At 62.4% G+C, this 22,615-nt stretch carries 20 protein-coding genes and 1 tRNA gene; 13 read left to right on the top strand and 8 right to left on the bottom strand.

The annotated features are described in order from the left end of the window. Positions 1–199: 199 nt before the first annotated feature. From AB6809_RS02725 to kdgD, 3 genes are all read left to right on the top strand, one after another. Positions 200–1,531: an MFS transporter gene (locus tag AB6809_RS02725; protein ID WP_029966984.1), complete on the top strand. Its 1,332-nt coding sequence runs from the start codon at positions 200–202 to the stop codon at positions 1,529–1,531. 45 nt (positions 1,532–1,576) lie between these two features. Further along, complete coding sequence (gene gudD, locus AB6809_RS02720) at positions 1,577–2,926, top strand: glucarate dehydratase (RefSeq protein ID WP_029966982.1); 1,350 nt, start codon at positions 1,577–1,579, stop codon at positions 2,924–2,926. Positions 2,927–3,024: 98 nt separating this feature from the next. Then, positions 3,025–3,942: a 5-dehydro-4-deoxyglucarate dehydratase gene (gene kdgD, locus AB6809_RS02715; protein WP_006047196.1), complete on the top strand. Its 918-nt coding sequence runs from the start codon at positions 3,025–3,027 to the stop codon at positions 3,940–3,942. A 63-nt stretch (positions 3,943–4,005) separates the two neighbouring features. Here kdgD and AB6809_RS02710 read toward each other — a convergent pair whose 3' ends face one another. Beyond that, on the bottom strand, positions 4,006–5,514 hold the full coding sequence (locus AB6809_RS02710) for an MFS transporter (RefSeq protein WP_006047195.1): 1,509 nt from the start codon (positions 5,512–5,514) through the stop codon (positions 4,006–4,008). 261 nt (positions 5,515–5,775) lie between these two features. After that, positions 5,776–6,363 carry a hypothetical protein gene (locus tag AB6809_RS02705; protein ID WP_232292224.1) on the bottom strand — a complete coding sequence of 196 codons (588 nt, stop codon included), beginning with the start codon at positions 6,361–6,363 and terminating at the stop codon, positions 5,776–5,778. Here AB6809_RS02705 and AB6809_RS02700 point away from each other — a divergent pair. The 3 genes from AB6809_RS02700 (at position 6,362) to AB6809_RS02690 (ending at position 10,166) form a co-directional block, all read left to right on the top strand. Beyond that, positions 6,362–6,508 carry a hypothetical protein gene (locus AB6809_RS02700; protein ID WP_307260199.1) on the top strand — a complete coding sequence of 49 codons (147 nt, stop codon included), beginning with the start codon at positions 6,362–6,364 and terminating at the stop codon, positions 6,506–6,508. The two genes, AB6809_RS02705 and AB6809_RS02700, sit on opposite strands and share 2 nt — an antisense overlap. Positions 6,509–6,820: 312 nt before the next feature. Beyond that, on the top strand, positions 6,821–8,458 hold the full coding sequence (locus AB6809_RS02695) for a methyl-accepting chemotaxis protein (RefSeq protein WP_029966976.1): 1,638 nt from the start codon (positions 6,821–6,823) through the stop codon (positions 8,456–8,458). Between the two features lie 124 nt (positions 8,459–8,582). After that, positions 8,583–10,166, top strand: coding sequence for a S9 family peptidase (locus AB6809_RS02690; protein WP_029966974.1), 1,584 nt, complete (start codon positions 8,583–8,585; stop codon positions 10,164–10,166). A 43-nt stretch (positions 10,167–10,209) separates the two neighbouring features. On the opposite strand, the gene AB6809_RS02685 is transcribed toward AB6809_RS02690, so the two are convergent. Then, a complete protein-coding gene (locus AB6809_RS02685; protein ID WP_029966971.1) occupies positions 10,210–10,812 on the bottom strand; it encodes a methylated-DNA--[protein]-cysteine S-methyltransferase in 603 nt (200 codons plus the stop codon). A 155-nt stretch (positions 10,813–10,967) separates the two neighbouring features. On the opposite strand from AB6809_RS02685, the gene AB6809_RS02680 reads away from it, so the two are divergent. Beyond that, positions 10,968–12,308, top strand: a complete 1,341-nt coding sequence (locus AB6809_RS02680) for a leucine-rich repeat-containing protein kinase family protein (protein ID WP_029966970.1) — start codon at positions 10,968–10,970, stop codon at positions 12,306–12,308. Positions 12,309–12,402: 94 nt separating this feature from the next. Further along, positions 12,403–13,365 carry a substrate-binding domain-containing protein gene (locus AB6809_RS02675; RefSeq protein WP_029966969.1) on the top strand — a complete coding sequence of 321 codons (963 nt, stop codon included), beginning with the start codon at positions 12,403–12,405 and terminating at the stop codon, positions 13,363–13,365. Positions 13,366–13,379: 14 nt separating this feature from the next. Here the strand turns inward: AB6809_RS02675 and AB6809_RS02670 are convergent, their stop codons facing one another. After that, entirely contained in the window at positions 13,380–14,954 is a 1,575-nt protein-coding gene (locus tag AB6809_RS02670; protein ID WP_035569668.1) for a methyl-accepting chemotaxis protein, read from the bottom strand. A 336-nt stretch (positions 14,955–15,290) separates the two neighbouring features. Between AB6809_RS02670 and AB6809_RS02665 the strand changes: the two genes are divergently transcribed. Then, positions 15,291–16,322, top strand: coding sequence for a transporter (locus AB6809_RS02665; RefSeq protein WP_029966965.1), 1,032 nt, complete (start codon positions 15,291–15,293; stop codon positions 16,320–16,322). Positions 16,323–16,345: 23 nt separating this feature from the next. Here AB6809_RS02665 and AB6809_RS02660 read toward each other — a convergent pair whose 3' ends face one another. The 3 genes from AB6809_RS02660 to groES all read right to left on the bottom strand — a co-directional run bounded on the left by AB6809_RS02660 (position 16,346) and on the right by groES (position 18,755). Beyond that, positions 16,346–16,606: a hypothetical protein gene (locus tag AB6809_RS02660; RefSeq protein WP_029966963.1), complete on the bottom strand. Its 261-nt coding sequence runs from the start codon at positions 16,604–16,606 to the stop codon at positions 16,346–16,348. Positions 16,607–16,781: 175 nt separating this feature from the next. Next, positions 16,782–18,404, bottom strand: a complete 1,623-nt coding sequence (gene groL, locus AB6809_RS02655) for a chaperonin GroEL (protein WP_029966961.1) — start codon at positions 18,402–18,404, stop codon at positions 16,782–16,784. Between the two features lie 33 nt (positions 18,405–18,437). Further along, positions 18,438–18,755 carry a co-chaperone GroES gene (gene groES / locus AB6809_RS02650; RefSeq protein ID WP_029966959.1) on the bottom strand — a complete coding sequence of 106 codons (318 nt, stop codon included), beginning with the start codon at positions 18,753–18,755 and terminating at the stop codon, positions 18,438–18,440. Positions 18,756–19,147: 392 nt separating this feature from the next. Between groES and AB6809_RS02645 the strand changes: the two genes are divergently transcribed. The 4 genes from AB6809_RS02645 (at position 19,148) to AB6809_RS02630 (ending at position 20,956) form a co-directional block, all read left to right on the top strand. Then, positions 19,148–19,591, top strand: a complete 444-nt coding sequence (locus AB6809_RS02645) for an Hsp20/alpha crystallin family protein (protein ID WP_029966958.1) — start codon at positions 19,148–19,150, stop codon at positions 19,589–19,591. A 50-nt stretch (positions 19,592–19,641) separates the two neighbouring features. Then, on the top strand, positions 19,642–20,073 hold the full coding sequence (locus tag AB6809_RS02640; RefSeq protein WP_029966956.1) for an Hsp20/alpha crystallin family protein: 432 nt from the start codon (positions 19,642–19,644) through the stop codon (positions 20,071–20,073). A gap of 152 nt (positions 20,074–20,225) precedes the next feature. Further along, positions 20,226–20,789, top strand: a complete 564-nt coding sequence (locus AB6809_RS02635; RefSeq protein WP_371025976.1) for an Hsp20/alpha crystallin family protein — start codon at positions 20,226–20,228, stop codon at positions 20,787–20,789. Positions 20,790–20,880: 91 nt separating this feature from the next. Beyond that, a tRNA-Lys gene (locus AB6809_RS02630) sits at positions 20,881–20,956 on the top strand. Between the two features lie 41 nt (positions 20,957–20,997). Here AB6809_RS02630 and AB6809_RS02625 read toward each other — a convergent pair. Further along, the gene (locus tag AB6809_RS02625; RefSeq protein WP_029966954.1) at positions 20,998–22,497 is read right to left on the bottom strand and encodes a GGDEF domain-containing protein; all 1,500 of its coding nucleotides are present in this window, start codon (positions 22,495–22,497) and stop codon (positions 20,998–21,000) included. Positions 22,498–22,615 lie beyond the last annotated feature (118 nt).

Below are 22,615 nucleotides of genomic sequence, written 5' to 3'. Positions count from 1 at the left end.
CAAGACCCGCGCCGACGCTGCAACCAAGCGTATTCACGGCGAAACGCAGGGTAAACACCACATTGGAAACCCACTCCGAACGGCTGTAGACTGTCATCAGACAACATATCTCGTGCGGCCTGACTGGGCCTCAGCAGACCCGTCAAACCGCACGCGACGTCAGACCACGGCCGCCCGACGGCCGACACCGGAGACTCCCTTGAACTCTGCTCTCACCACGGCACTCGATCCTCTCGCGTCCGCCGTCTCGAAGGTCAAGCGGCACGTGTTGCCGCTTTTCCTGATCATGTTCATCGCGAACTATATCGACCGCGTGAACATCGGCTTCGTCAACGCTCACATGAAGACCGACCTCGGCATCGGCGCGGCGGCATACGGCCTCGGCAGCGGCCTTTTCTTCATCGGCTATGCGCTGTTCGAAGTGCCGTCAAACGTGTTGATGCAGAAGTACGGCGCGCGCGCGTGGCTCACTCGCATCATGGGCACGTGGGGCGTCGTCGCGGCGTGCATGGCCTTCGTCTCCAACGAAACCTCGTTCTATGTCTTGCGCTTCCTGCTCGGCGTGGCCGAGGCAGGTTTCTTCCCCGGCGTGGTGTTCTATTTCACGCAGTGGCTGCCGCAGAAAGAGCGCGGCAAGGCCGTGGCGATTTTCCTGTCCGGCTCGGCGATCGCGTCGGTGGTGTCCGGTCCGATCACCGGCAGCCTTCTGTCGATTCGCGGACTCGGCCTGCACGGCTGGCAGTGGATGTTCCTGATCGAAGGCGGCTTCTCAATCGCGCTGTGCGCGGTGAGCTGGATCTTCCTGAAGTCGCGCATTCGCGACGCGTCGTGGCTCACGGCCGACGAGCAACGCGTGCTCGAAGGCGCGATCGCCGCTGAACAGGCCGAGCGCGTCGCGCACGGCGGCGCGCATCTGCCGGCCATCAAGCTGTTGAAGGACCCGCAGATCGTTCTGTTCTGCCTGCTGTACTTCGCGATCCAGTTGACGATTTACGCGGCCACGTTCTGGCTGCCGACCATCATCCGCAAGATCGGCGGTCTGTCCGATTTCGAAGTCGGCATGCTCAACGCGATTCCCTGGCTCATCGCGATGGTCGCGATGTACTGCTTCGCGTTGCTCTCGGCGAAGTGGCGTTTCCAGCAGGCATGGCTGGCCGTCGCGCTCGTGATCGCTGCGTGCGGCCTGTTCGCGTCGACGTCGGGTAATCCGGTTCTGTCGTTCGTCGCAATCTGCTTTTCAGCGATCGGCTTCAAGGCGGCCGCCTCGCTGTTCTGGCCGATTCCGCAAGGCTATCTGGATGCACGCGTCGCCGCGGCGGTGATCGCGTTGATCAATTCCATCGGCAATCTGGGCGGCTTCTTCGCGCCCGCCACGTTCGGCTATTTGCAGCAGCACACCGGTTCGATTACCGGCGGTCTTTATGGCCTCGGCGTTGCGTCGCTGATCGCAGCCGCGGCGGCGTTCCTCGCGCGCAACCGGCGCGGCGACGGCAACGCCTTGCGCGATCCGCTGCGAGGCAACGCACACTGACCGCTCGTCACCGTCAGGCCCATTCACTTACCAGGTCCAGTTGATATGTCCACGAAACCTTCGAATTCAAACGATACGCCCACCGTCACCGAACTTCGCGTCGTGCCCGTTGCGGGCCGCGACAGCATGCTGATGAATCTGAGCGGCGCGCACGGTCCGTTCTTCACGCGCAACGTCGTGATTCTGCGCGACAGCGCCGGTCGTGTCGGCGTGGGTGAAGTGCCGGGCGGCGAGAATATCCGCAAGACGATCGACGATGCGCGTCCGTTCGTCGTCGGCCAGTCGATCGGTAATTTGCAAGCTATCCTGAACAAAGTGCGCACGCAGTTCGCCGACCGCGATGCCGGCGGCCGTGGCTTGCAGACGTTCGATCTGCGCACGACGATTCACGCGGTGACCGCGCTCGAAGCAGCGTTGCTCGATCTGCTCGGTCAGCATCTCGGCGTGCCGGTTGCGGCGCTTCTCGGCGAAGGCCAGCAACGCGACGAAGTGGAAATGCTCGGCTATCTGTTCTATATCGGCGATCGCAAGAAGACCGACTTGCCGTACGCAAGCGGCGCTGAAGGGCGCGACGACTGGGAGGGCCTGCGCACTGAAGAAGCGCTGACGCCGGAAGCGGTGGTGCGCCTCGCCGAAGCCGCGCAAGCGCGCTATGGCTTTAACGACTTTAAGTTGAAAGGCGGCGTGCTGTCGGGCGACGCCGAAATCGAAGCGGTGACCGCCCTCGCCGAACGCTTCCCGAACGCGCGCGTCACGTTGGACCCGAACGGCGCGTGGTCGCTCGCCGAAGCCGTGCGCCTGTGCCGCGACAAACACGACGTGCTCGCGTATGCAGAAGACCCATGCGGCGCGGAGAACGGCTATTCCGGCCGCGAAGTGATGGCCGAATTCCGCCGCGCGACGGGCTTGCCGACGGCGACCAACATGATCGCAACCGACTGGCGCCAGATGGGTCACGCGATCCAGTTGCAGTCCGTGGACATTCCGCTTGCCGATCCGCACTTCTGGACCATGCAAGGCTCGGTGCGCGTCGCGCAGATGTGCAACGACTGGGGCCTCACGTGGGGCTCGCATTCGAACAACCACTTCGACATCTCGCTTGCGATGTTCACGCAGGTCGCGGCCGCCGCGCCCGGCAAGATCACCGCGATCGACACGCACTGGATCTGGCAAGACGGCCAGCGTTTGACGCGCGAGCCGTTGCAGATTGTCGGCGGCAAGGTGAAGGTGCCGCAGAAGCCGGGCCTCGGCGTCGAAGTGGATATGGACGAGCTCGAGAAAGCGCACGCGCTTTATCAGCAGCACGGCCTGGGCGCGCGTGATGACGGCGTTGCGATGCAGTACCTGATTCCTAATTGGACATTCGACAACAAGCGTCCGTGCCTCGTGCGCTGATGCGTGCCTGCGCGCCACGCGAACCACGTGAACCACGTGAACCACGCGAACGAGCGGCGCGCTCATTCCACTATTGACGATCTTCACGCAACCCAATCATGACTTCACCGCAAGAACTCAAAGCGATCGTATCCGAAGGCCTGTTGTCTTTTCCCGTCACTGACTTCGACGCGCAAGGCGACTTCCGCGCCGACACGTACGCCGAGCGGCTCGAATGGCTGGCGCCGTATGGCGCGACCGCGCTGTTCGCGGCGGGCGGCACGGGCGAATTCTTTTCGCTCACCAAAACCGACTACACGAACGTGATCCGCACGGCGACCGAAACCTGCAAAGGCAAGGTGCCGATTCTCGCGGGCGCAGGCGGCCCGACGCGCGTGGCGATCGAATATGCGAAGGAAGCGGAGCGCCTCGGCGCGAGCGGCGTGCTGCTGATGCCGCATTATCTGACCGAGGCTTCGCAGGAAGGCATTGCCGCGCACGTCGAGCAGGTGTGCAACGCGGTGAAGAACATGGGCGTGATCGTGTACAACCGCGCGAATTCGAAGCTGAACGCGGACATGCTTGAGCGGCTCGCGGATCGCTGCCCGAACCTGATCGGCTTCAAGGACGGCGTCGGCGAAATCGAAGCGATGGTGACGATTCGCCGTCGCTTGGGCGATCGCTTCTCGTATCTCGGCGGCCTGCCGACCGCGGAAGTTTATGCGGCAGCGTATAAGGCGCTCGGCGTGCCGGTGTATTCGTCGGCGGTATTCAACTTTATTCCGAAGACCGCGATGCAGTTCTATCGCGCGATTGCCGCGGACGATCACGCGACCACGTCACGTTTGATCGACGAATTCTTCCTGCCGTATCTGGCGATTCGCAATCGTCGCGCGGGTTATGCGGTGAGTATCGTGAAGGCGGGCGCGAAACTCGTCGGGCGCGACGCCGGTCCTGTGCGCGCCCCGCTGACCGATCTCACCGAAGAAGAACTCGCGCAGCTCGACGCGCTGATAAGGAAGCTCGGCCCGCAGTAAGGCGGGCCACGTGTTCCGCCAGCTCGAGGCACAAAGCGCGATGCTTATGCTTCGAGCCAACGTTCAACCGCGGCGGAACACGACATGCGAAATCCGCTGCACGAGCAATGCGGCGGCAAGCGCCGCGACGGCCGTCAGCCATACGCCGATGTGAATCGACTGCACGAGCGCATCGCGCGCCGTGTCGATCAAGGCGAGCGTGTTGAGCCCCGACGGCTTCATGTCCGCGATCAGCTTCAGGCGCGAAGCGTCGTCGATCAGAATCCGCAGATCGACGAAACGCGGCCGCCATTGCGAGGCCGCCGGCTCACCGAGCACGCTCATCGTGCGCGTGACCACATCGCGATAGTGATGCTGCACGACAGTCGCCACGATGCTCGTGCCCAGCATGCCGCCGACCATTCGCGTGGACTGCAACAGCGCGGTCGTGATGCCGAAGCGCTCGCGGCCCGCAATCTCCTGGCCGAACACATTCAGATTGTTGAGGATGAAGCCGAGGCCGACGCCGACCGCGGCCATCGGCAATTCAAGCCATAGATGCGGCGTGTCCGCGTTCGCGAACGCAATGCCGACGGACGCGAACAACAGTAGCCCGAAGCCAATGGAAAGAATGCGCGTCGGCTTCTTCATGTGAATAACGATGCGTGTATTGAGCACGCTGCCAAGCGCGATACATGCGGCAATCGGCGTGGCAAGCAGCCCGGCCTGTTGCGGAGAAAGACCGAACCCGCCTTGCAGAAGCAGCGGCGCGAAAAAGATCAGCGAGAACATCACGAAGCCCGACAGCATGCCGAGCGTGAACAGCGTGACGAGCTGCGAGTCCTTGAAGAGATCGAGCGGAATGATGGGATGCGTGGCGCGCTTCTCGCACACGAACAACGCGATCGCGCCGACGACCACGCACACGGCGAGCGTCACGTTGCCCGCGGTCAGACCGTCTTTCGGCACGGCTTCGATAAACGCCTGAAGGCCGCCCAACACAGCCGCCACCAGTCCGGCGCCGAGCCAGTCGATCTTGACTTCGCCTTCATGCGGACGCTGAAAGCTCGGCAGATGCGCCCAGATGAAGTACAGCGCCGCGGCGCCCACCGGCAGATTGATCAGGAACGTGGAGCGCCAGCCGAGATGCTCGCTCATCCAGCCGCCAAGCGACGGCCCCGCGGCGGTGCCGATGCCGTAGGCCGCGGCCATCACCACTTGCCAGCGCACGCGGGCGCGCGGATCGGGGAACAGGTCCGGTATCGACGCGAACGCCGTGCCGACCATCATGCCGCCGCCCACGCCTTGCAGGCCGCGCGCGATCACGAGAAACAGCATGTCGTTCGCGACGCCGCACAGCACCGACGCCACCGTGAACGTGATGACCGCTGCGATCACGAAGCGCTTGCGGCCGAAGTAATCGCCGAGACGCCCGAACACGGGCACCGTCACGACCGACGCCAGCAGATACGCGCTCGCAATCCACGCGTAGTACTCGAAGCCGTGCAGTTCCGCGACGATCGACGGCAGCGCGGTACTGACGACCGTTTGATCGAGCGCGACCAGCATGTTGACGAGACCGATGCCGAGCATCGCGAAGAGGGCGTTCCGGAAGGGCAGCGCGGCAGCAGCGGCAGTGGTAGTCACGGATCTGGGCAGGAGAACGATTGACGATGGAGCGCGGGACCGCGCGAGATCGAGACAACCGTGAGCCGAGTTGTCTGACCACTTCGTCATTATACGGGTTAGCCCTTAATTGAAACTATTGGTGGTGGGTTTTTGTTCAGAGGAAAGCGTGCGAGCGCATCAAACCAGCAGCGCGCTCGCACGCGGTTCATCGATCAGGCAAAGGCTTTAGTGATTGGCCCACCATTCGGTCGCTTTCTGCTTGTCCCACGCGGGGAGAACTTCGCGCTCGATCGAAGCGTTCGTCAGCGCCGGGAAATCCTTTTTGAATTCCGCCACGTCCTGATCGAACTCGTCGCTGACGCGAATATCCCAGGTGCCGCCGCTAAAACCGGTTGCTGCCTGATCGATTAGTGGAATAACCGGCCCCGCGCGCAACTCACCGTCCTTGCGTTCGACCACGGTGGCGTCGACGTGGCCAAGGTACACGATCGAATTCGGTTTGATTTCCACGGTTTCGTGAAGCGGCGTAAAGAACATGCCGTGAAATGGGAATATGCCGCTTTGTCCGGTGATGCCGCGCATCACATATTTTCCGGGCGCGAGCGGAATTCGGACGAAATAGTGATTACCGTTGTCGCTCGTCGTGGTCGCCTGATCGTCGAACTTGAAATTGAGGCGGTCGGCGCGGCTATCCGCGGCGCCGCGCTCCATGTGCACGACGATGGGACTCGGCTGATAGCTCGTGTGATAAGCGTTTTTAAGCGTCACCGTCATCAATGCGTAGGAGTTTTTGCTCGTATCGACGGAGCTCATGGCCGTGGTCGGCGACATTGGCGCAACAGTTGCACAACCCGTGGTCAGCAAAGTGCCGGCAATAGCGAAACTGGCGAAGAGTTTTTTCATTTCGAGTAGGGACTATTTTTTAATGTTCTTATCCGGTAAAGAAACTGCCGGATGAGCGAACTGTTGACGTTTCCATATGCGACGCGAATATCGAATAACGGCCGCATGCCATGTAAACGACAGCGCTTGATGGAACTTAAGGGTTTGCTTCATGCGAAAACGTCGAGCGGCTTGCGTCGCGTCCGCGGCAATGCGCGCTTTCAACTGAGGGCGCGCACCGAAAGGGTTTGTCTCTACACATGCCGCCCTTATCGCTGCCGATAAACAGGTCGAGTGGTCGTGTGATGCGGCATGGCGGCCGGAATCATCGGCGGTTCGTGCAGCCGGTCATCGACCTTCCTGAACCGGACGAAACAGGGACGTGAGCATGCACCGATTGAATTTCAAGCAGAAGCTCTGGTTGCCGCTCGTCGTCAGCCTGCTCGCGCTGCTCGCCGTGTCGGTGTCGGCGGCGTGGTTGTCGCGCGAGACGCGCATCGAAGAGCGCAAGCACGACCTCGTAAACGTGGGCCACGTCGGGCTCAGCATCGTGAAGGAGTACGCGTCGCTCGCGCAAAGCGGGGCGCTGAGCGAGGCCGACGCGCGCAAGCAGGCGCTCGAGCGTCTGCGCAACGTGCGTTACGGCGAGGACGGCTACTTCCTCGTGCTCGATTCGAAGCCGCGCATGATCATGCACGCGATGAAACCCGCGACGAACGGCAAGGACCTTGCAGGCGTCGAGGATGCCGACGGCCGTCATCACTACGTGACCTTCGCCTCGGTGGCGCAGGCGCCAGAGGGCGGCTTCGTCGATTATGTGTTTCCGCATCCAGGCAATCCGCCGTCCGCCGCGGTCGGCAAGATCGGTTACGTCGTGCGTTACGCGCCGTGGGACTGGATCATCGCGACCGGCGCTTATGTCGATGATATCGACGCCGCGTTCATGCAGTCGCTCTATGTGCTTGGCGGCATGTTCGCCTCGGTGGCGCTGCTGCTGTCCGCGCTCGTCGCGTTCACGAATCGCAGCATTCAACGCACGATTGGCGGCGACCCGGCCTACGTCGCGCATGTCGCCGGTGAAATCGCCCAAGGCAATCTCGTCATTCCGATCGACATTCGCACCGGCGACGATTCGAGCCTTTTGCACACCATGCGGCAGATGCGCGACGCGCTTGCGAACACCATCGTGCAGATCAGCGGCGCGGCCGACAAGGTCGCGACGGGCGCGCGCGAAATTGCCGCCGGTAATACGGATCTGTCCGCGCGGACGGAGAGCCAGGCCGCTTCGCTCGAAGAGACCGCGGCCAGCATGGAGCAGATGACCGCGATGGTCCGGCAGACGTCGGAGAACGCGCAGACGGCGAGCGAACTGACGGCGAGCGCCGAGCAGATCGTCACGCATGGCGGACAGATGGCGGCCGAAGCGGTGTCGACGATGCAGGAAATATCGACGGAATCGCACAAGATGGTGGAGATCATCTCGGTGATCGAAGGCATTGCCTTTCAGACCAACATTCTCGCGCTGAACGCAGCCGTCGAAGCGGCTCGCGCGGGCGACGAGGGGCGCGGCTTCGCGGTGGTGGCGGGCGAGGTGCGCACGCTGGCGCAGCGCAGCGCGGCCGCCGCGAAGGAAATTCGCACGCTGATCAGCCGCGCGGTGGGGCGCGTGGAGAACGGCGTCGAACTGGTCGACAAAACCGGCACCACGATTCAGGCGGCGAGCGAGGCGATTGGAAGGCTCTCGGGCGTGATGCGCGACATCGCCGCGGCTGCGTCGGAGCAGAGCGCAGGCATCGATCAGGTCGGCGACGCGGTCTCGCAGATGGACAGCGTGACGCAACAGAACGCCGCGCTCGTCGAGCAGGCCGCCGCGGTCGCGCAGACGTTGACCGAGCAGGCGAGGCTGCTGGAGGCGTCGATTCATACGTTCCAGGTTCAGTCGGATGGGCGAGGGGAGGCGGCGGGTTTGGCGGCGGGGCGTGCGGGGAAAAGCAAGTGGGCGGGTTCGCGACTTCGGGCGTTGTGATTGGGGAAGGTGGTGTTGCGAATTGGGTTAGGGCGATCGGACGAAGCGAGCGGTATTGTCCCATCAGCACCAACCGGGCATATTGACGCGTGTGAAGCCAATCCATGTCCCGGAGCAACCCCGCATGCCACAACCCACCCGCATCGCAGCCCTGGCACTGCTGTCATGTATTGCGTTGACCGCGGGCGGCCCAGCGCAAGCCGACTCGTCGTGCGATAAAGCATGCCGCGCGCGCGGCCAACTGCTCGATCATCGGGTCACCTCGCGGTTGAATGCTGCAGCGTTGTCGAAGCTGCTTTCGTCAAGCCCCTCCGGACAGCAACTCATGCAAATGGCGGGCGCGCCTGCTTGCGGCGTGCAGATCGTCTATTACCGTTATCGCACCATCGGCGCTGCCGGCGAACCGGCAACAGCGAGCGGCGCACTGATGATCCCGCACGGCGAGTCCGCGACGTGCAGCGGGCCGCGTCCCATGATGTTGTATGCGCACGGCACCACCGCGTATCGCAAGTACAACCTCGCCGACGTGACGCAAAGCGACCCGGAGAACGGCGGCGCGGGCGAAGGCCTCAGCGTCGCCGCGATGTACGCGGCTCACGGCTACATCGTCGCGGCGAGCAACTATGCGGGCTATGCCGGTTCCGATCTTCCGTACCATCCTTATCTGAACGCCGACCAGCAGTCCGCCGATATGATCGACTCGCTGCGGGCGGCGCGCGTCGTGCTCAACGACGAAGGCAAACGGGCAGCAATTCGCGAGAACGGCAAGCTGTTCATCACCGGCTATTCGCAAGGCGGTTTCGTTGCGCTCGCAACGCATCGCGCGTTGCAGGCAGCGGGCGTTAGTGTGACAGCCTCCGCGCCAGGTTCGGGCCCGTATGCGCTTGCCGCTACTGCCGACGCCATCAGCGCAGGCCAGGTCAGTCTCGGCTCGACGCTCTTCACGACATTGGTCGTGACCGGTTATCAGCATGCCTATAAGAACCTGTACCGCAAGCCGGACGACTTCTTCGAAGCCGCCTACGCACCCAACATCGAACAACTGCTGCCGAGCGAGCAATCGCTCGACACCATTTTCTCGCAGCGAAAGTTGCCGCCGTCGCATCTTTTCAGCAGCACGCCGCCTGCCGCGCAGTTTCAGTCGATGACGCCGCCCGCATCGCCGGCACTCCCGCCACCTCCGTTGACACGGCTATTCGTAGCCGGTTTCGGCGACGCCAATCTCGTGCGCAACAGCTATCGCCGCGCGCTTCTCGAAGACGCCGCGGCGAATCCTGACGGCGCGTTCCCCAACGCAACGGCAAGCGTCGAGCCCGCGGCAAATCCGCTGCATCCGCTGCGACAGGCGTTCAAGCGTAATGATTTGCGCAACTGGGTGCCAAAGACGCCAGTGCTACTGTGCGGCGGCGGAGCCGATCCGATGGTGTACTTCTTCAACGCACGCATCGAGCAGGCGTATTGGCTCAACGCGAAAGTGCCGGCGGGACTCACTTCGGTGCTGGATGTCGACTCGCCCGTCACCGGAGCCGACGATTCGTTCGCGGCGCTCAAGCGCGGTTTTGCGAACGCGAAGGCCGACGTTTCGAAACAAGCGGTGGCCGCAGGCGCAACGGACGGCGGCGCGTCAGCGGTATTGCGTTCTTATCATGGAGAACTGGTTGCGGGCTCTTGCATGCTCGCGGCACGGGCGTTCTTCTCGAACTTCTGAACGTGCCTGTTTCTAGCTTCCGCCACGCATTCCGCCGATGCCGTCAATTGCCGAATAACGAACCCTGCATGCCGCGGGGCGCCGCAGCGCGTGAGCGTTTTGCGGCAGCTTTGGTAGTCGCTGCAGTGACTTGCGTTTGCACATCGGCGGCGGCTTCAAGCGACGTTTGCCCTGCTTCCAGCGAGAGCAACAGCATCTTGTTCGCCAGCCCGCCGGCAAAGCCCGTGAGGTCGCCGGATGCGCCTATCACGCGGTGGCACGGCGCCACAATCGAAACAGGATTCCGACCGTTGGCGGCACCCACTGCACGCACGGCGTTGACATTGCCGATCTGCGCGGCGATCTGGGCATAAGTACGTGTCTGGCCAAATGGGATCGTCAACAACGCGGCCCACACTTTCTTCTGAAACTCGGTGCCCTGAAAGTCGAGTGCGAGATCGAACGCGTCTCTGTTGCCCGCGAAGTACTCGTGCAACTGACGCTCGGTTTCGAGCAGGATCGGCCGATCGTCGGCGAGCACCAACTCACCGAGCCGCACGCGGTTCGGCTTGTCGTTCTCCCACAGAATGGCGGTCAACCGATCGCCGCGGGCGACGAGCTTCAATTGGCCGACCGGAGAATCCATCAGCTTGTAGGCGTAAGTCACTTGTCTGCTCCTGCGTACTTTCGTCGTCAAGTATGAAGGATTTGTGCAGCAGACGGTGAGCCATTGCCATCACGCCGCAAGCCGCGCCGCACGTCACCCAGTAAAATCGACCCTACCAGCACGACGGACCGCAGCCACCGGATATTTCTACCACTGTGACCACGACACTTGAACAACTGAGAGCGGGACAACTCGCGGGCACGCGCCGCTTGAAACTTGCGTGCGGGCTCAGCGAATTTCCGCGTGAGATTTTCGATCTCGCCGACACGCTCGAAGTTCTCGATCTTTCCGGCAACGCGCTCACCACCTTGCCCGACGATTTCGCGCGGCTACGCAAACTGCGCATTCTGTTTGCGTCGAACAACCCGTTCACCGAGTTGCCGCCGGTGCTCGGACAATGCCCGCAATTGAGCATGATCGGCTTCAAGGCGAATCGCATTCGCACCGTCGCGGGGACTGCGTTGCCGCCGCGTCTGCGCTGGCTGATTCTCACCGACAACGAGGTCGACGCGCTGCCGCCAGAAATCGGTCACTGCACGCATTTGCAGAAATTGATGCTGGCAGGCAATCGTCTGCGCTTTCTTCCCGAACAACTGGCTGCGTGTTCGCGGCTCGAGTTGCTGCGGCTTGCCGCCAATCGACTCGATGAATTGCCGGCATGGTTATTTCATATGCCGCGGCTCGCATGGCTCGCCTATGCGGGCAACCCATTTGGCGAAGCACTCGAAGCGGCGGCTTTGGACGATACGCCCATCGCCGAAATTGGCTGGAACGATCTGCGTTTGCATGAGCAACTGGGCGAGGGCGCTTCGGGCGTGATCTATCGCGCCGAACTGCGCACGCACGAGAACACCGCGCGGCGCGTCGCGGTCAAGCTGTTCAAGGGCGCCGTTACGAGCGATGGTTTGCCCGACTGCGAAATGGCCGCTTGCATTCGATCCGGCGATCATCCCAACCTGATTGCAGTAGCCGGAAAAGTGAAGGACCATCCGGACAACGCGCACGGACTCGTGATGGAACTGATCGACCCGCAATACCGCAATCTGGCGGGGCCGCCGAGCTTCGAATCGTGCACGCGCGACATCTACGCGGCCGACGTGTGTTTCAACGCAGCCGACGTGGTCGACATGGCGCACGGCATTGCATCGGCGGCCAGTCATTTGCATCGGCGAGGCGTCATGCACGGCGACCTGTACGCGCATAACATTCTGCATGACGGCCAGGCACGTGTATTGTTAGGAGACTTCGGCGCGGCTTCTTTCTATTCGACGGAGAACCGCGAAGCAGGCGTGGCGCTGGAGCGTCTCGAAGTGAGAGCATATGGTTGCCTGCTCGAGGAATTGATGACCCGCTGCCACTGGAGCGATTCGCGTGTGCAAGCAGATGTCGCCGTCAAGCTCGCGAGCTTGCGCGACAGTTGCCTGAGCGAAGACGTCGACAAGCGGCCGTTATTCGAGCAGATCGCATCCGAGCTGCTCGTGCTGAAAGCTCGTTGATGTCGAACAGGCAAGCCGCTTGCGGTCCTATCGGTCCGCGTTCATCCGTTGGCGTTCATGCAATTGACGGGCGCCGCCACGAAGGAGAGAAACGATGACGCAGAGAATGCGCCGCCGCGTGCTGATCGCCGGTGCACTGGCTGCGGCCGGTTTCACGCGTGCGGCCGGCGCGGCAACCGTGGAAGGCGGCATGCCGAAGATCGCGCTCGTGCTGAAGTCGCTCAGCGATCCCTTCACCGCCGCGATGGCGAACGCGGCCAAAAATTATCAACAGCACTACGCGTCGCAATTCGCGTTGACGGTGCGCGGAACCGCGACGGAGCCCGACACGGCGGGACAGATACGCATTGTCGAGGACCTGATCCGCGCGAAGATGAACGCGATCGTGATTGCGCCGTCGGGCTCGAAAGGATTGACGTCGGTGGTCGCGCGCGCGATCAAGGCGGGCATCATCGTGGTCAGCATCGACAATCCGCTCGACGACGCCTTGCAGGACGCAGCGAAAATCTCTGTGCCGTTTGTCGGCCCCGACAATCGCAAGGGCGCGATGCTGGTGGCGAACTATCTCGTCGAGCGGCTGAAGCCCGGCGATCAGGTCGCGATCATCGAAGGCATCGCAGCGGATCGCAACGCGCAGCAACGCACGGCCGGCTACAAGGAAGCGATGAACGCGGCGGGCATGCAGCTCGTCGCGACCGAGGCCGGCGACTGGGAATATGGCAAAGGCCGCGACATTGCGTCGAAAATACTCGGCCAGCATCCGCAGATTCGCGGCTTGCTATGTGCGAACGACAACATGGCAATGGGCGCGGCGGACGCCGTTCGCGACGCGGGCCGAACGGGCGGCGTGTACATCACCGGCTATAACGCGATTGAAGCGATCAAGCCGTTGATCGCGGACGGCCACGTACTTGCCACCGTCAATCAGTTCGCCGACCGGCAAGCGGTGTTCGGCATGGACGTCGCGCTAAAGGCGGTGACGGAGCAGAGAAAGCAGGGCGAATTATCGCGAACGATAGAGACGCCACTGCAGCTCGTCACCGCCGCGAAGCGGTAGTTCGGCAGCCGCCGTTATACGCCTTCAAGACGGAAGAACGACACCGACTGATTCAATTGCCGGCCCTGGTCTTCGAGCGACTTCGATGCAGCCGCGGCTTCTTCCACCAGCGCGGCGTTCTGTTGCGTGACCTCGTCCATCTGCGTGATCGCCTGATTGACCTGTTCGATACCGCGGCTCTGTTCCGCAGAGGCCGCCGCGATTTCTCCCATGATGTCCGTCACGCGAGCGACTGCCTGAGTGACTTCGGCCATCGTCATGCCTGCCTTGTCCGCGAGCGACGAACCGTCGCGGATCTTCTGCACGGATGTGCTGATCAGATCTTTGATCTCCTTTGCCGCGCTCGACGAACGCTGCGCAAGATTGCGCACTTCGCTTGCCACCACGGCGAAGCCGCGGCCCTGCTCGCCGGCACGCGCCGCTTCGACAGCGGCATTGAGCGCGAGGATATTCGTCTGAAACGCAATGCCTTCGATCATGCCGGTGATCTCGGCGATGCGCGTTGAGTTTTCGCTGATCTCGCCCATCGTGCCCACCATTTCACCGACGACGCCATTGCCCTTCGACGCCACGTCGGACGCATTGGCCGACAAGGTGCTCGCCTGCTGCGCGTTTTCCGCGTTCTGCTTCACCGTGGTCGTCAGTTCTTCCATGCTCGATGCGGTCTCCTGGAGGGACGACGCCTGCTGTTCCGTGCGCGACGACAGATCGACGTTGCCCGACGCGATCTGGCTTGAACCGGTCGCGATGCTGTCGGCGGCATGGCGAACGTTGCCGATCAGACGAACGAGGCTCGACTGCATTTCGCCCATCGATGCAAGCACGCTCCCTGCCGGCGCATTGCTGGCGCCGGGCACCGCGCGCAGATCGCCTTCCGCGACGCGCCGCGTGACTTCGGCGAGCGCGACCGGTTCGGCGCCAAGCGCACGCATCAGACCGCGCGTGATGACGATGCCGGCGCCGATTGCAAGCGCCATCGCGGCAACGCAGAAGGCAATCAGCAGATTGCGCTCATGCGCCAGGCGCTCGGCCGACTCCTTCGCCATTTCTACAGCGCGTTCATGCGTGGCGTCCAGGTACGCGTTCGCCGCTTTCGTCAATGCGGTCAACAGCGGACGGCATTTGCTGGCGATGTCGGCGATGGCGGCATCGCGCTGTCCGCTCGCCGCGAGCCGGTCGATCTCGAGCGCGACGGGCCGATAAAGCTGTTCGATACGCGATATTTCCGCGGCGAGCGTGCGCGCGTTTTCGCTGATGTCTTTCGCGCTGGCCACCATCGCGTTGAATTTGTCGAGGCGGCTCTCGACGCGCTTCTCCGCGTCGAGCACCGCGGCCTTCTCGACATCGATATCCGCCGGCGATGAAACAAGCACGAGATTACGCACTGCAATCGCGCGGTCGCTGACCGCGTTTCGCACCGACTCGGCCATCTGCGCACGCGCATTGATGCCGCTGATGAACCCGGCGAAGCGCTCGTTCGCGTCGTTAAGCGCGATCAGCGATATGCCGGAGACGATCATCACGACGACCGCAAGCGAACCGAACGCGGCAGTCAGCTTCGCCTTTTCCGACAGATTATGAAAGTTCATGATTCGGGACTCCAGTCGCCCACATGTTTGGCCGAAAACTATTTGAAGACTTCGGATGCCCGGACAATCCGGGGTCAGCAGCAGACGGTTGGAAATCGGTTTTCGCTGGCGCCACACGCAATAACGGCGCGCTTCTTCGTGACCGTAGGGCGGTTACTCCCAGGTAAGAGGCCGCAAAGGTTTGCGCATGATTGATATTCGCTATGAAGCAATCGCTCAAGCGTCGTGGCGACGCTCGAGTTGAGGCAATATGACGGCCATTGCGGCTTCATGTTCGACTGGTAAATTGCGAGTGTCATCACAAACCGCAAGCGGAAAGCAAGGTCTGAAAGACTTATGAAATCTGAACTTCTGCTGCAAACCTATGGCTCGGATTCGTCCGGCATTGTGTGCGGCTTCGTCTTTTCGCCCACGCAAGCGGGCCGGCCCATTTCCGCCGACGAAGCGCTCGAATGGCTGCGCGCGCAGCAAAACGGCGCTTCGCATGCGGACGAATTTCTGTGGCTGCATTTCAATCTCGCGCACAGCGCGGCCGAGCGTTGGATGCACGCGCAACTCGATCTGCCCGAGACGTTTTTCGACGCGTTGCGTGAAGGCTCGCATTCCACGCGTATCGAGCAGGCCGACGGTGCATTGCGCGCCGTGGTCAACGACGTGATGTTCAACCTCGAGTTCACGCCGTCCGAGATTGCGACACTCTGGATTTACGCACATCAGCGGATCATCGTGACGGCGCGGCTCAAGCCGCTGCGTTCGGTGGACCGCTTGCGCGCGTCGGTGAAAGAGGGCGAAATTTTCCGCTCGCCGGTCGAACTGCTGGTTCATCTGATGCGCGATCAGGCGGATCTGCTCGTGCAGATCGTTCGACGCACGAGCGCCGATATCGACCGTATCGAAGACCGTTTTCTCTCGCAGCGGCCCACGCAAAACCGGCTCGATCTGGGCGCCATGCGACGCATGCTGACGCGCTTGCAACGGATGCTCGCGCCGGAGCCGGGCGCGATCTTCCGTCTGCTCGCGAGACCGCCGCGCTGGCTTCATCCGGAAGACGTACAGGATTTGCGCGAGTCGACGGAAGAGTTCTCCGTGGTGCTCTCCGACATGGCCGGGCTGATCGAACGCGTCAGGCTATTGCAGGAAGAGATTATTTCGCGGCTCGAAGAACAGAATAACCGCACGCTGTTTACGCTGACGCTGGTCACGGTTCTCGCGATGCCGATCAACATCGTCGCGGGCTTCTTCGGTATGAACGTGGGCGGCATTCCGTTTGCCGAGAACCATCACGGCTTCTGGGTGTTGGTCGTGCTCGTGGCCTGCTTCACGGGACTGGCGGCATGGTGGGCGTTTCGTCGAAGGAAGGAACGATAGCCGCATAGACAGACCCGCGCCGTTCAATGCGGTTGCTCGATCATCAGATAGCGGATCACCAGCGCGGGATCGGCGATGTCGAGTATGAGGCGGCGCATGATGCGCTTGCGCATGTGATTTTCGTCGAGCATCCACGGCCCGCCGGCATCGCTCAGATAGCGCGAGAGCGCCGCGCGCGTGTCGGTGTTCGAGGGCAGGTTCAGGCGAGCGGCAAGCAGGCCCGCCACCACGTCGTCCAGTTCGAGCGCCAGTGGACGCGAGTCGATAGTGAGCGTCAGTTCCATACGTATTCGATCGTTTCGAATCCCACGCAAACCGGCTGCGGCTCATGCAAAAAGCGGCTCCGCCAGCCGCGAACGGACAGCGGAGCCGAACTGGAGCCGTGCCGGACGTGAGCCCGGCAATGGCAGCCGAACCTTCTCCTTTGTACTCTGCTCAGTACTTTGCTTGGTACTCTGCCTAGTACTCGAGTTCGGGCGCGTTCGCCGCGGCGGGCTTCTCTTCCTTCGGTGCTTCGGCGACGGTCGCATCCGTCGTGAGAATGAGGCCGGCGACCGACGCCGCGTTTTGCAGCGCCGTGCGCGTCACCTTCGTCGGATCGACGACACCTGCTTCCACGAGGTCGCCGTACTGACCCGTGGCCGCGTCGTAACCGAAATTGCCCTTGCCTTCGAGCACCTTCGCGATGACCACCGACGGCTCGTCGCCCGCGTTCGAAGCGATTACGCGCAGCGGCGCTTCGAGCGCGCGCAGCACGATGCGAATACCGGCATCCTGATCGGCGTTGGCGCCCTTCAGGTCCGCGATGGCCGCACGCGCACGCAACAGCGCCACGCCGCCGCCCGGCACGATGCCTTCTTCCACAGCGGCGCGCGTCGCGTGCAACGCATCGTCGACGCGGTCTTTCTTTTCCTTCATCTCGACTTCGGTCGCCGCGCCCACCTTGATGACCGCGACGCCGCCCGCGAGCTTCGCCACGCGTTCCTGCAGCTTCTCGCGGTCGTAGTCGCTGGTGGTCCCGGCGATCTGCGCGCGAATCGCCTTCACGCGCGCCTCGATTTGCTGCTGGTCACCGGCGCCGTCGATGATGATCGTGTCGTCCTTGCGCACTTCCACACGCTTCGCGCTGCCGAGATCTTCGAGCGTCGCTTTCTCGAGCTGCTTGCCGGTTTCTTCGGAGATGACGGTGGCGCCCGTGAGCACCGCGATGTCCTCGAGCATCGCCTTGCGGCGATCGCCGAATCCCGGCGCCTTGACGGCCGCGACCTTCAGCACGCCGCGCATCGAATTGACGACGAGCGTGGCGAGCGCCTCGCCTTCGACGTCTTCCGCGATGATGAAAAGCGGCTTGCTTGCCTTCGCCGATGCTTCGAGTATCGGCAGCAAATCGCGGATCGCCGAGATCTTCTTGTCGTACACGAGGATCAGCGGATCGTCGAGATACGCGGCCTGCCTGTCCGGATTGTTGATGAAGTACGGACTCAGATAGCCGCGATCGAACTGCATGCCCTCGACCACGTCGAGTTCATTGTCGAGCGACTTGCCGTCTTCGACCGTGATCACGCCTTCCTTGCCGACCTTGTCCATTGCATCGGCGATGATCTTGCCGATCGCTTCGTCGGCGTTCGCGGAGATCGACGCCACCTGCGCGATTTCCTTGCTCGTCGAAATACGCTTGGACGTCTTCAGCAATTCGTCCAGCACGGCCGCAACCGCCTTGTCGATGCCGCGCTTCAGGTCCATTGGATTCATGCCCGCGGCGACGTGCTTCATGCCTTCCTGCACGATGGATTGCGCGAGCACGGTCGCGGTCGTGGTGCCGTCGCCGGCCACGTCGGCGGTTTTAGACGCGACCTGCTTCACGACTTGCGCGCCCATGTTCTCGAAGCGGTCCTTCAGTTCGATTTCTTTCGCCACCGACACGCCGTCTTTCGTGATGACCGGCGCGCCGAAGCTGCGCTCGATAACGACGTTGCGGCCTTTGGGGCCGAGCGTCACTTTCACCGCATCGGCCAGCACGTTCACGCCCTTGACGATCCGGTTACGGGCGCTGTCGTGAAACCTGACATCTTTCGCACTCATCTTGTTGCTCCGGCAAAAGTCTTTGAACGTTTATCACGCGGCTTTGCGCTGCGCGGCCGCGTCGGCTTCGAATACGCCAATCACGTCTTCTTCGCGCATCACGAGCAGTTCCTCGCCGTCGATCTTGACGGTCTGGCCTGCATATTTGCCGAAGAGTACGTGGTCGCCGACCTTGAGTTGGAGAGGACGCCGGGTGCCGTCCTTCAGCAGACGCCCGTCACCGACCGCGATCACCTCGCCCTGTTCGGGCTTTTCGGCGGCGGAGTCCGGGATGACGATGCCGGATGCCGTCGTGCGTTGCCGCTCGATTCGCTTGACGACAACCCGGTCGTAGAGGGGACGAATTTTCATTTCCATCTCCTGTGCGATAACAGATCACCAAAAAGGAATCCGGCTGCGCGCGAACAGCGAGATGGATGACGCCCGCGTTGGGGCGCAGCCGTTGCCAGTGTCCTGGCGGAAAGCGAAATAGGGGTTCGTTGCGGGACTTCAAGAGCGTGTCGAGCGGGCTCTTTGTAACAAAATTTTTCAGCGCGAGTCGCGCGTTTTCGCGCCGGTTTTTCGTCAGGCAACTGTGCAAAAACCGTACTTGAAATTCGTTCGGCGCCGACCTATTTTATTGTCGGCTCAGCAGTCGCGTTGCACGCGCTGCGTGTTTCGATTTGTTTGTCAGTGGATGAATGTCCCTGGCGGGCGAACTGGAGCGCGTGGTCCGGTTCGCCCTAGGGCGAAGGAGCAACACCATGAGCGATCTCTTCTCAAGCGCCGGGTTGACCGGCGATATCGAACGCCTGCAACGGCAGGTCGCGAGTCTCTTCGACGGCTTTCCCACGAGCATTCGCGCCGCGGGTTCAGGCACGTTTCCGCGGATCAATATCGGCAGCACCGACGAGTCCATCGAGATCGTCGCGTTCGCGCCGGGCGTCGACCCGGCGAAACTCGATGTATCGATCGACAAGCGTCTGCTGACGATCAGCGGCGAGCGCGAATTCCCGCAGACGCAAGCCGCCGGCGACGACACGCGCACTTATGCGCAGGAGCGTTTTGCCGGCCGGTTCCGGCGCGCGATCGAATTGCCGCAGCATGCGGACCCGGACAAGGCCAGCGCACGCTATGTCGACGGCTGTCTGGTCGTGAGCGTGGCGAAGCGCGAGTCGTCGAAGCCGCGCGCCATTGCCGTTCAATGATGTTTTGGGTGAGAACCGAATCGTGAAGATCGTGAAGTAAGGAGGCAATCATGAGCGACACAACCGAACTTGCGAGAAAAGATGAAGCCACGAGCGAAACGGCGAGCGAAACCGCGGTGACGCGCCGCGACGACGAGCGCGCGCAAAGCCGCGTCACGCTGACGCCGCCCGTCGACGTGTCCGAGGACAGTCAGGGCATTACGCTGTGGGCCGATTTGCCGGGTGTGACGAAGGAGCGGTTGAGTGTGAAAGTCCACGATGGCAATCTGTATATCGAGGCCGAGGCGATGGTGCCGACACCGGCCGGGCTGCGTCTGCAGCACGCGGAAATTCGCGAACCGCGGTTTGCGCGGGCGTTTTCGCTCGGCGCCGACTTCGACACGTCGAAGATCGATGCGAATCTGAAGGACGGCGTGTTGAAGTTGACGATTCCGCGTCACGACGAAGCGCGTCCGCGCCGCATCGAAGTGCGGACGAACTGACCCGGCGCATTCGCAACGACGACAGGAGAAACGGGTGGCGGCGTTATGTCGCCACTTCCGCCACTTCCGCCACGTCCGCCATGTTTGCGATGGCATGGCGTCGGCGCTATGGTGAATATGCGGTTCTCGTACCAGACGTAAAGGAGGATGCGATGAACACCGATCCGAAAAAGTGGAACCCTTTCAAGTTTCTTCGCGGCTCGGCGCGCAAGCAGCAAGCGGACAGTGCGCCGGATACGCCGGCGAGCGAGCAGTGGCGTGCCGCGTGGCCCGATATTTCGCGGCTTTTTCCGCGCGATCCGTGGCGTGCGGTCGAGGAGTTTTTCCACGATCCGTTCGCGGGCCGCGGCGCGCTCGAACGATGGTTCGGCGACTTTAGTTCGTCGCGTTTCCAGCCGCGCATCGACGTGGTCGACGAAGGCAAGGTGTTGCGCGTGACCGCCGAGTTGCCGGGCATGGCGCGCGAGGATCTGACCGTGAGTGTCGAGGATGGCGCGCTCGTGTTGCGCGGCGAGAAAAAGCAGGACGTGCACAGCGAGGAAGACGGTTGCTACCGGCTCGAGCGTGCATACGGCGCTTTTGTGCGCACGATCCCGATGCCGGAGGAGGCGGACCCGGACCGCGCACTGGCCAAATTCGACAAAGGCGTGCTAACTTTAACGGTGCCGAAGCAGGAGCGGCCGCGAACCGCTACCCGGACAATCGAGATTGGCTAGCGCGGGCGGCATCGGCTATCGGCTATCGGCTGTCGGCTGTCTGTTCGCCTTGGCCTGAAAAACGCTCGCGGCGAACGGGCGTGTTGAGAGTGGGTCGTTAGCTCAGCTGGTAGAGCAGCGGACTTTTAATCCGTTGGTCGGCGGTTCGAATCCGCCACGGCCTACCAATCTTTTTTTCATGGCGTCCAAGGAAGCCGCACCCCGCACCTTACTCCGAGCAGCTAGCAACACGATTACGCCCGGTCGCCTTCGCGTTATAGAGCGCCTCATCGGCGGCCTTGATGACCGTTGTCACATCGGCGTCGTGGTCGGGCGACCAGCTTGCGGACCCGATACTCGCGGTCACGCGTCCGTATTCGCTGCCTGCATGCTCGATCGCGAGTTCGTTGATCGCGGACCGGATTTTCTCCGCGATAACGGACGCCCCTTGCGGCGGCGTATCCGGCAGAACGACAATGAACTCCTCACCGCCATAGCGGGCGGCAGTGTCGGCCGGCCGCCGGATGTTATCGCCGATGCAGCGCGCGACCGCGGCCAGCGCATCGTCGCCGGCCTGATGGCCGTACGTGTCGTTGTAGGCCTTGAAGCGGTCGATGTCCACAAAGAGCAGCGAGAACACGCTGTGCGTGCGCCTCGCGCGGCGCCACTCCTGTTCGAGAATCTCCCCAAGCGTGCGCCGGTTATGCAAACCGGTGAGACTGTCCGTTCGGGCGAGCAATTGCAGCTCCGATTCGGCGCGCAGCCGACGCTGCAGTTGCGTGCCCAACACGAACGACAGCGCGACGAATCCCACAGCGAACGCGCTCATCAGCGAGCCGATTGTGAGCGCCCGCCGATGCCAGGCCGCGTAGATGTCCGGCTCCGCTTCGGCCACCATGATGATCAACGGCAGGTGCGGGAAGTTGCGGAAGTAGTAGAGCCGACGCACGCCGTCAATCGACGACGTGTCGGAAAAGCTGCCCTCCTCGGCGGTCATGAACTGCCTGAAAGTGCTGGCCTTGCTGATGTCGCGTCCGATCACCTTCGGATCGTAAGGGTGCCGCATGATCATCAGGCCATTGCGGGCGATCAGCGAAATGGCGCCGTGCTGTCCGAGCGACAATCCGCCGAACAGGTCGTGGAAATATTGGAGGTTGATCGCCATCAGCGCGATGCCGGCGAACGAACCATCCGGGTTCGATATGCGGCGGCTCAACGCGATGCTGGGCGCACCATTGCGCAGACGCGAATGAAACGGTGCGCTGACGTACAGGCCGGCGTTGGGGTTGTCGCGCTGCACGACGAAGTAATCGCGGTCGGCAAAGTTGCCGGTGCGCGGCGCGTCGTTCCCCGCGTCGATGATGATCTTGCCCGACGCATCGAACACGAGCATCGAGCCGAGATTTTTTGCGGCGGTGGCGCCGTCGAACAGGATCTGGTTTCGCAGACGGGGCGGCAAGGCCATCACGTCCCGGTTGCCGAGCCCGTCGACCACCGACTGAAGCGAAAGCCCGTACAACTCGAAATTGCGCTCGATGTCACGCTCCGCGATCAGTGCGACGTTGCGCGACGTCTCGCGCGCCCGATCGAGCGCGTCCTGCCGGCTCTGGTACAGCGAAGCGGCGCATAGCGACACCATCACGATGGCGATGAAGAAGCCGCCATAAAAAACGGCACGCGGTCCCAGGTGCCATGCAGCGATGTTTTTGTTGTTACGCAGCGACAGCATGTTCACCTCGTTATTGTTGGGCTCTGGCGCTGACCCGGGAGACGAAAAAGAGTGGACCGGTGAATGCCGAACATCGATGCGATTTCCTTGATGCCGGGTTTGCCCTGGTCGGTGAGCC

This window comes from Paraburkholderia sp. RCC_158 (genome assembly GCF_041355255.1).
GTDB classification, from domain to species: Bacteria; Pseudomonadota; Gammaproteobacteria; order Burkholderiales; family Burkholderiaceae; genus Paraburkholderia; species Paraburkholderia graminis.
The sequence above is the reverse complement of the archived record's forward strand: the minus strand, read 5'-3'. Positions and strand labels throughout refer to the sequence as shown.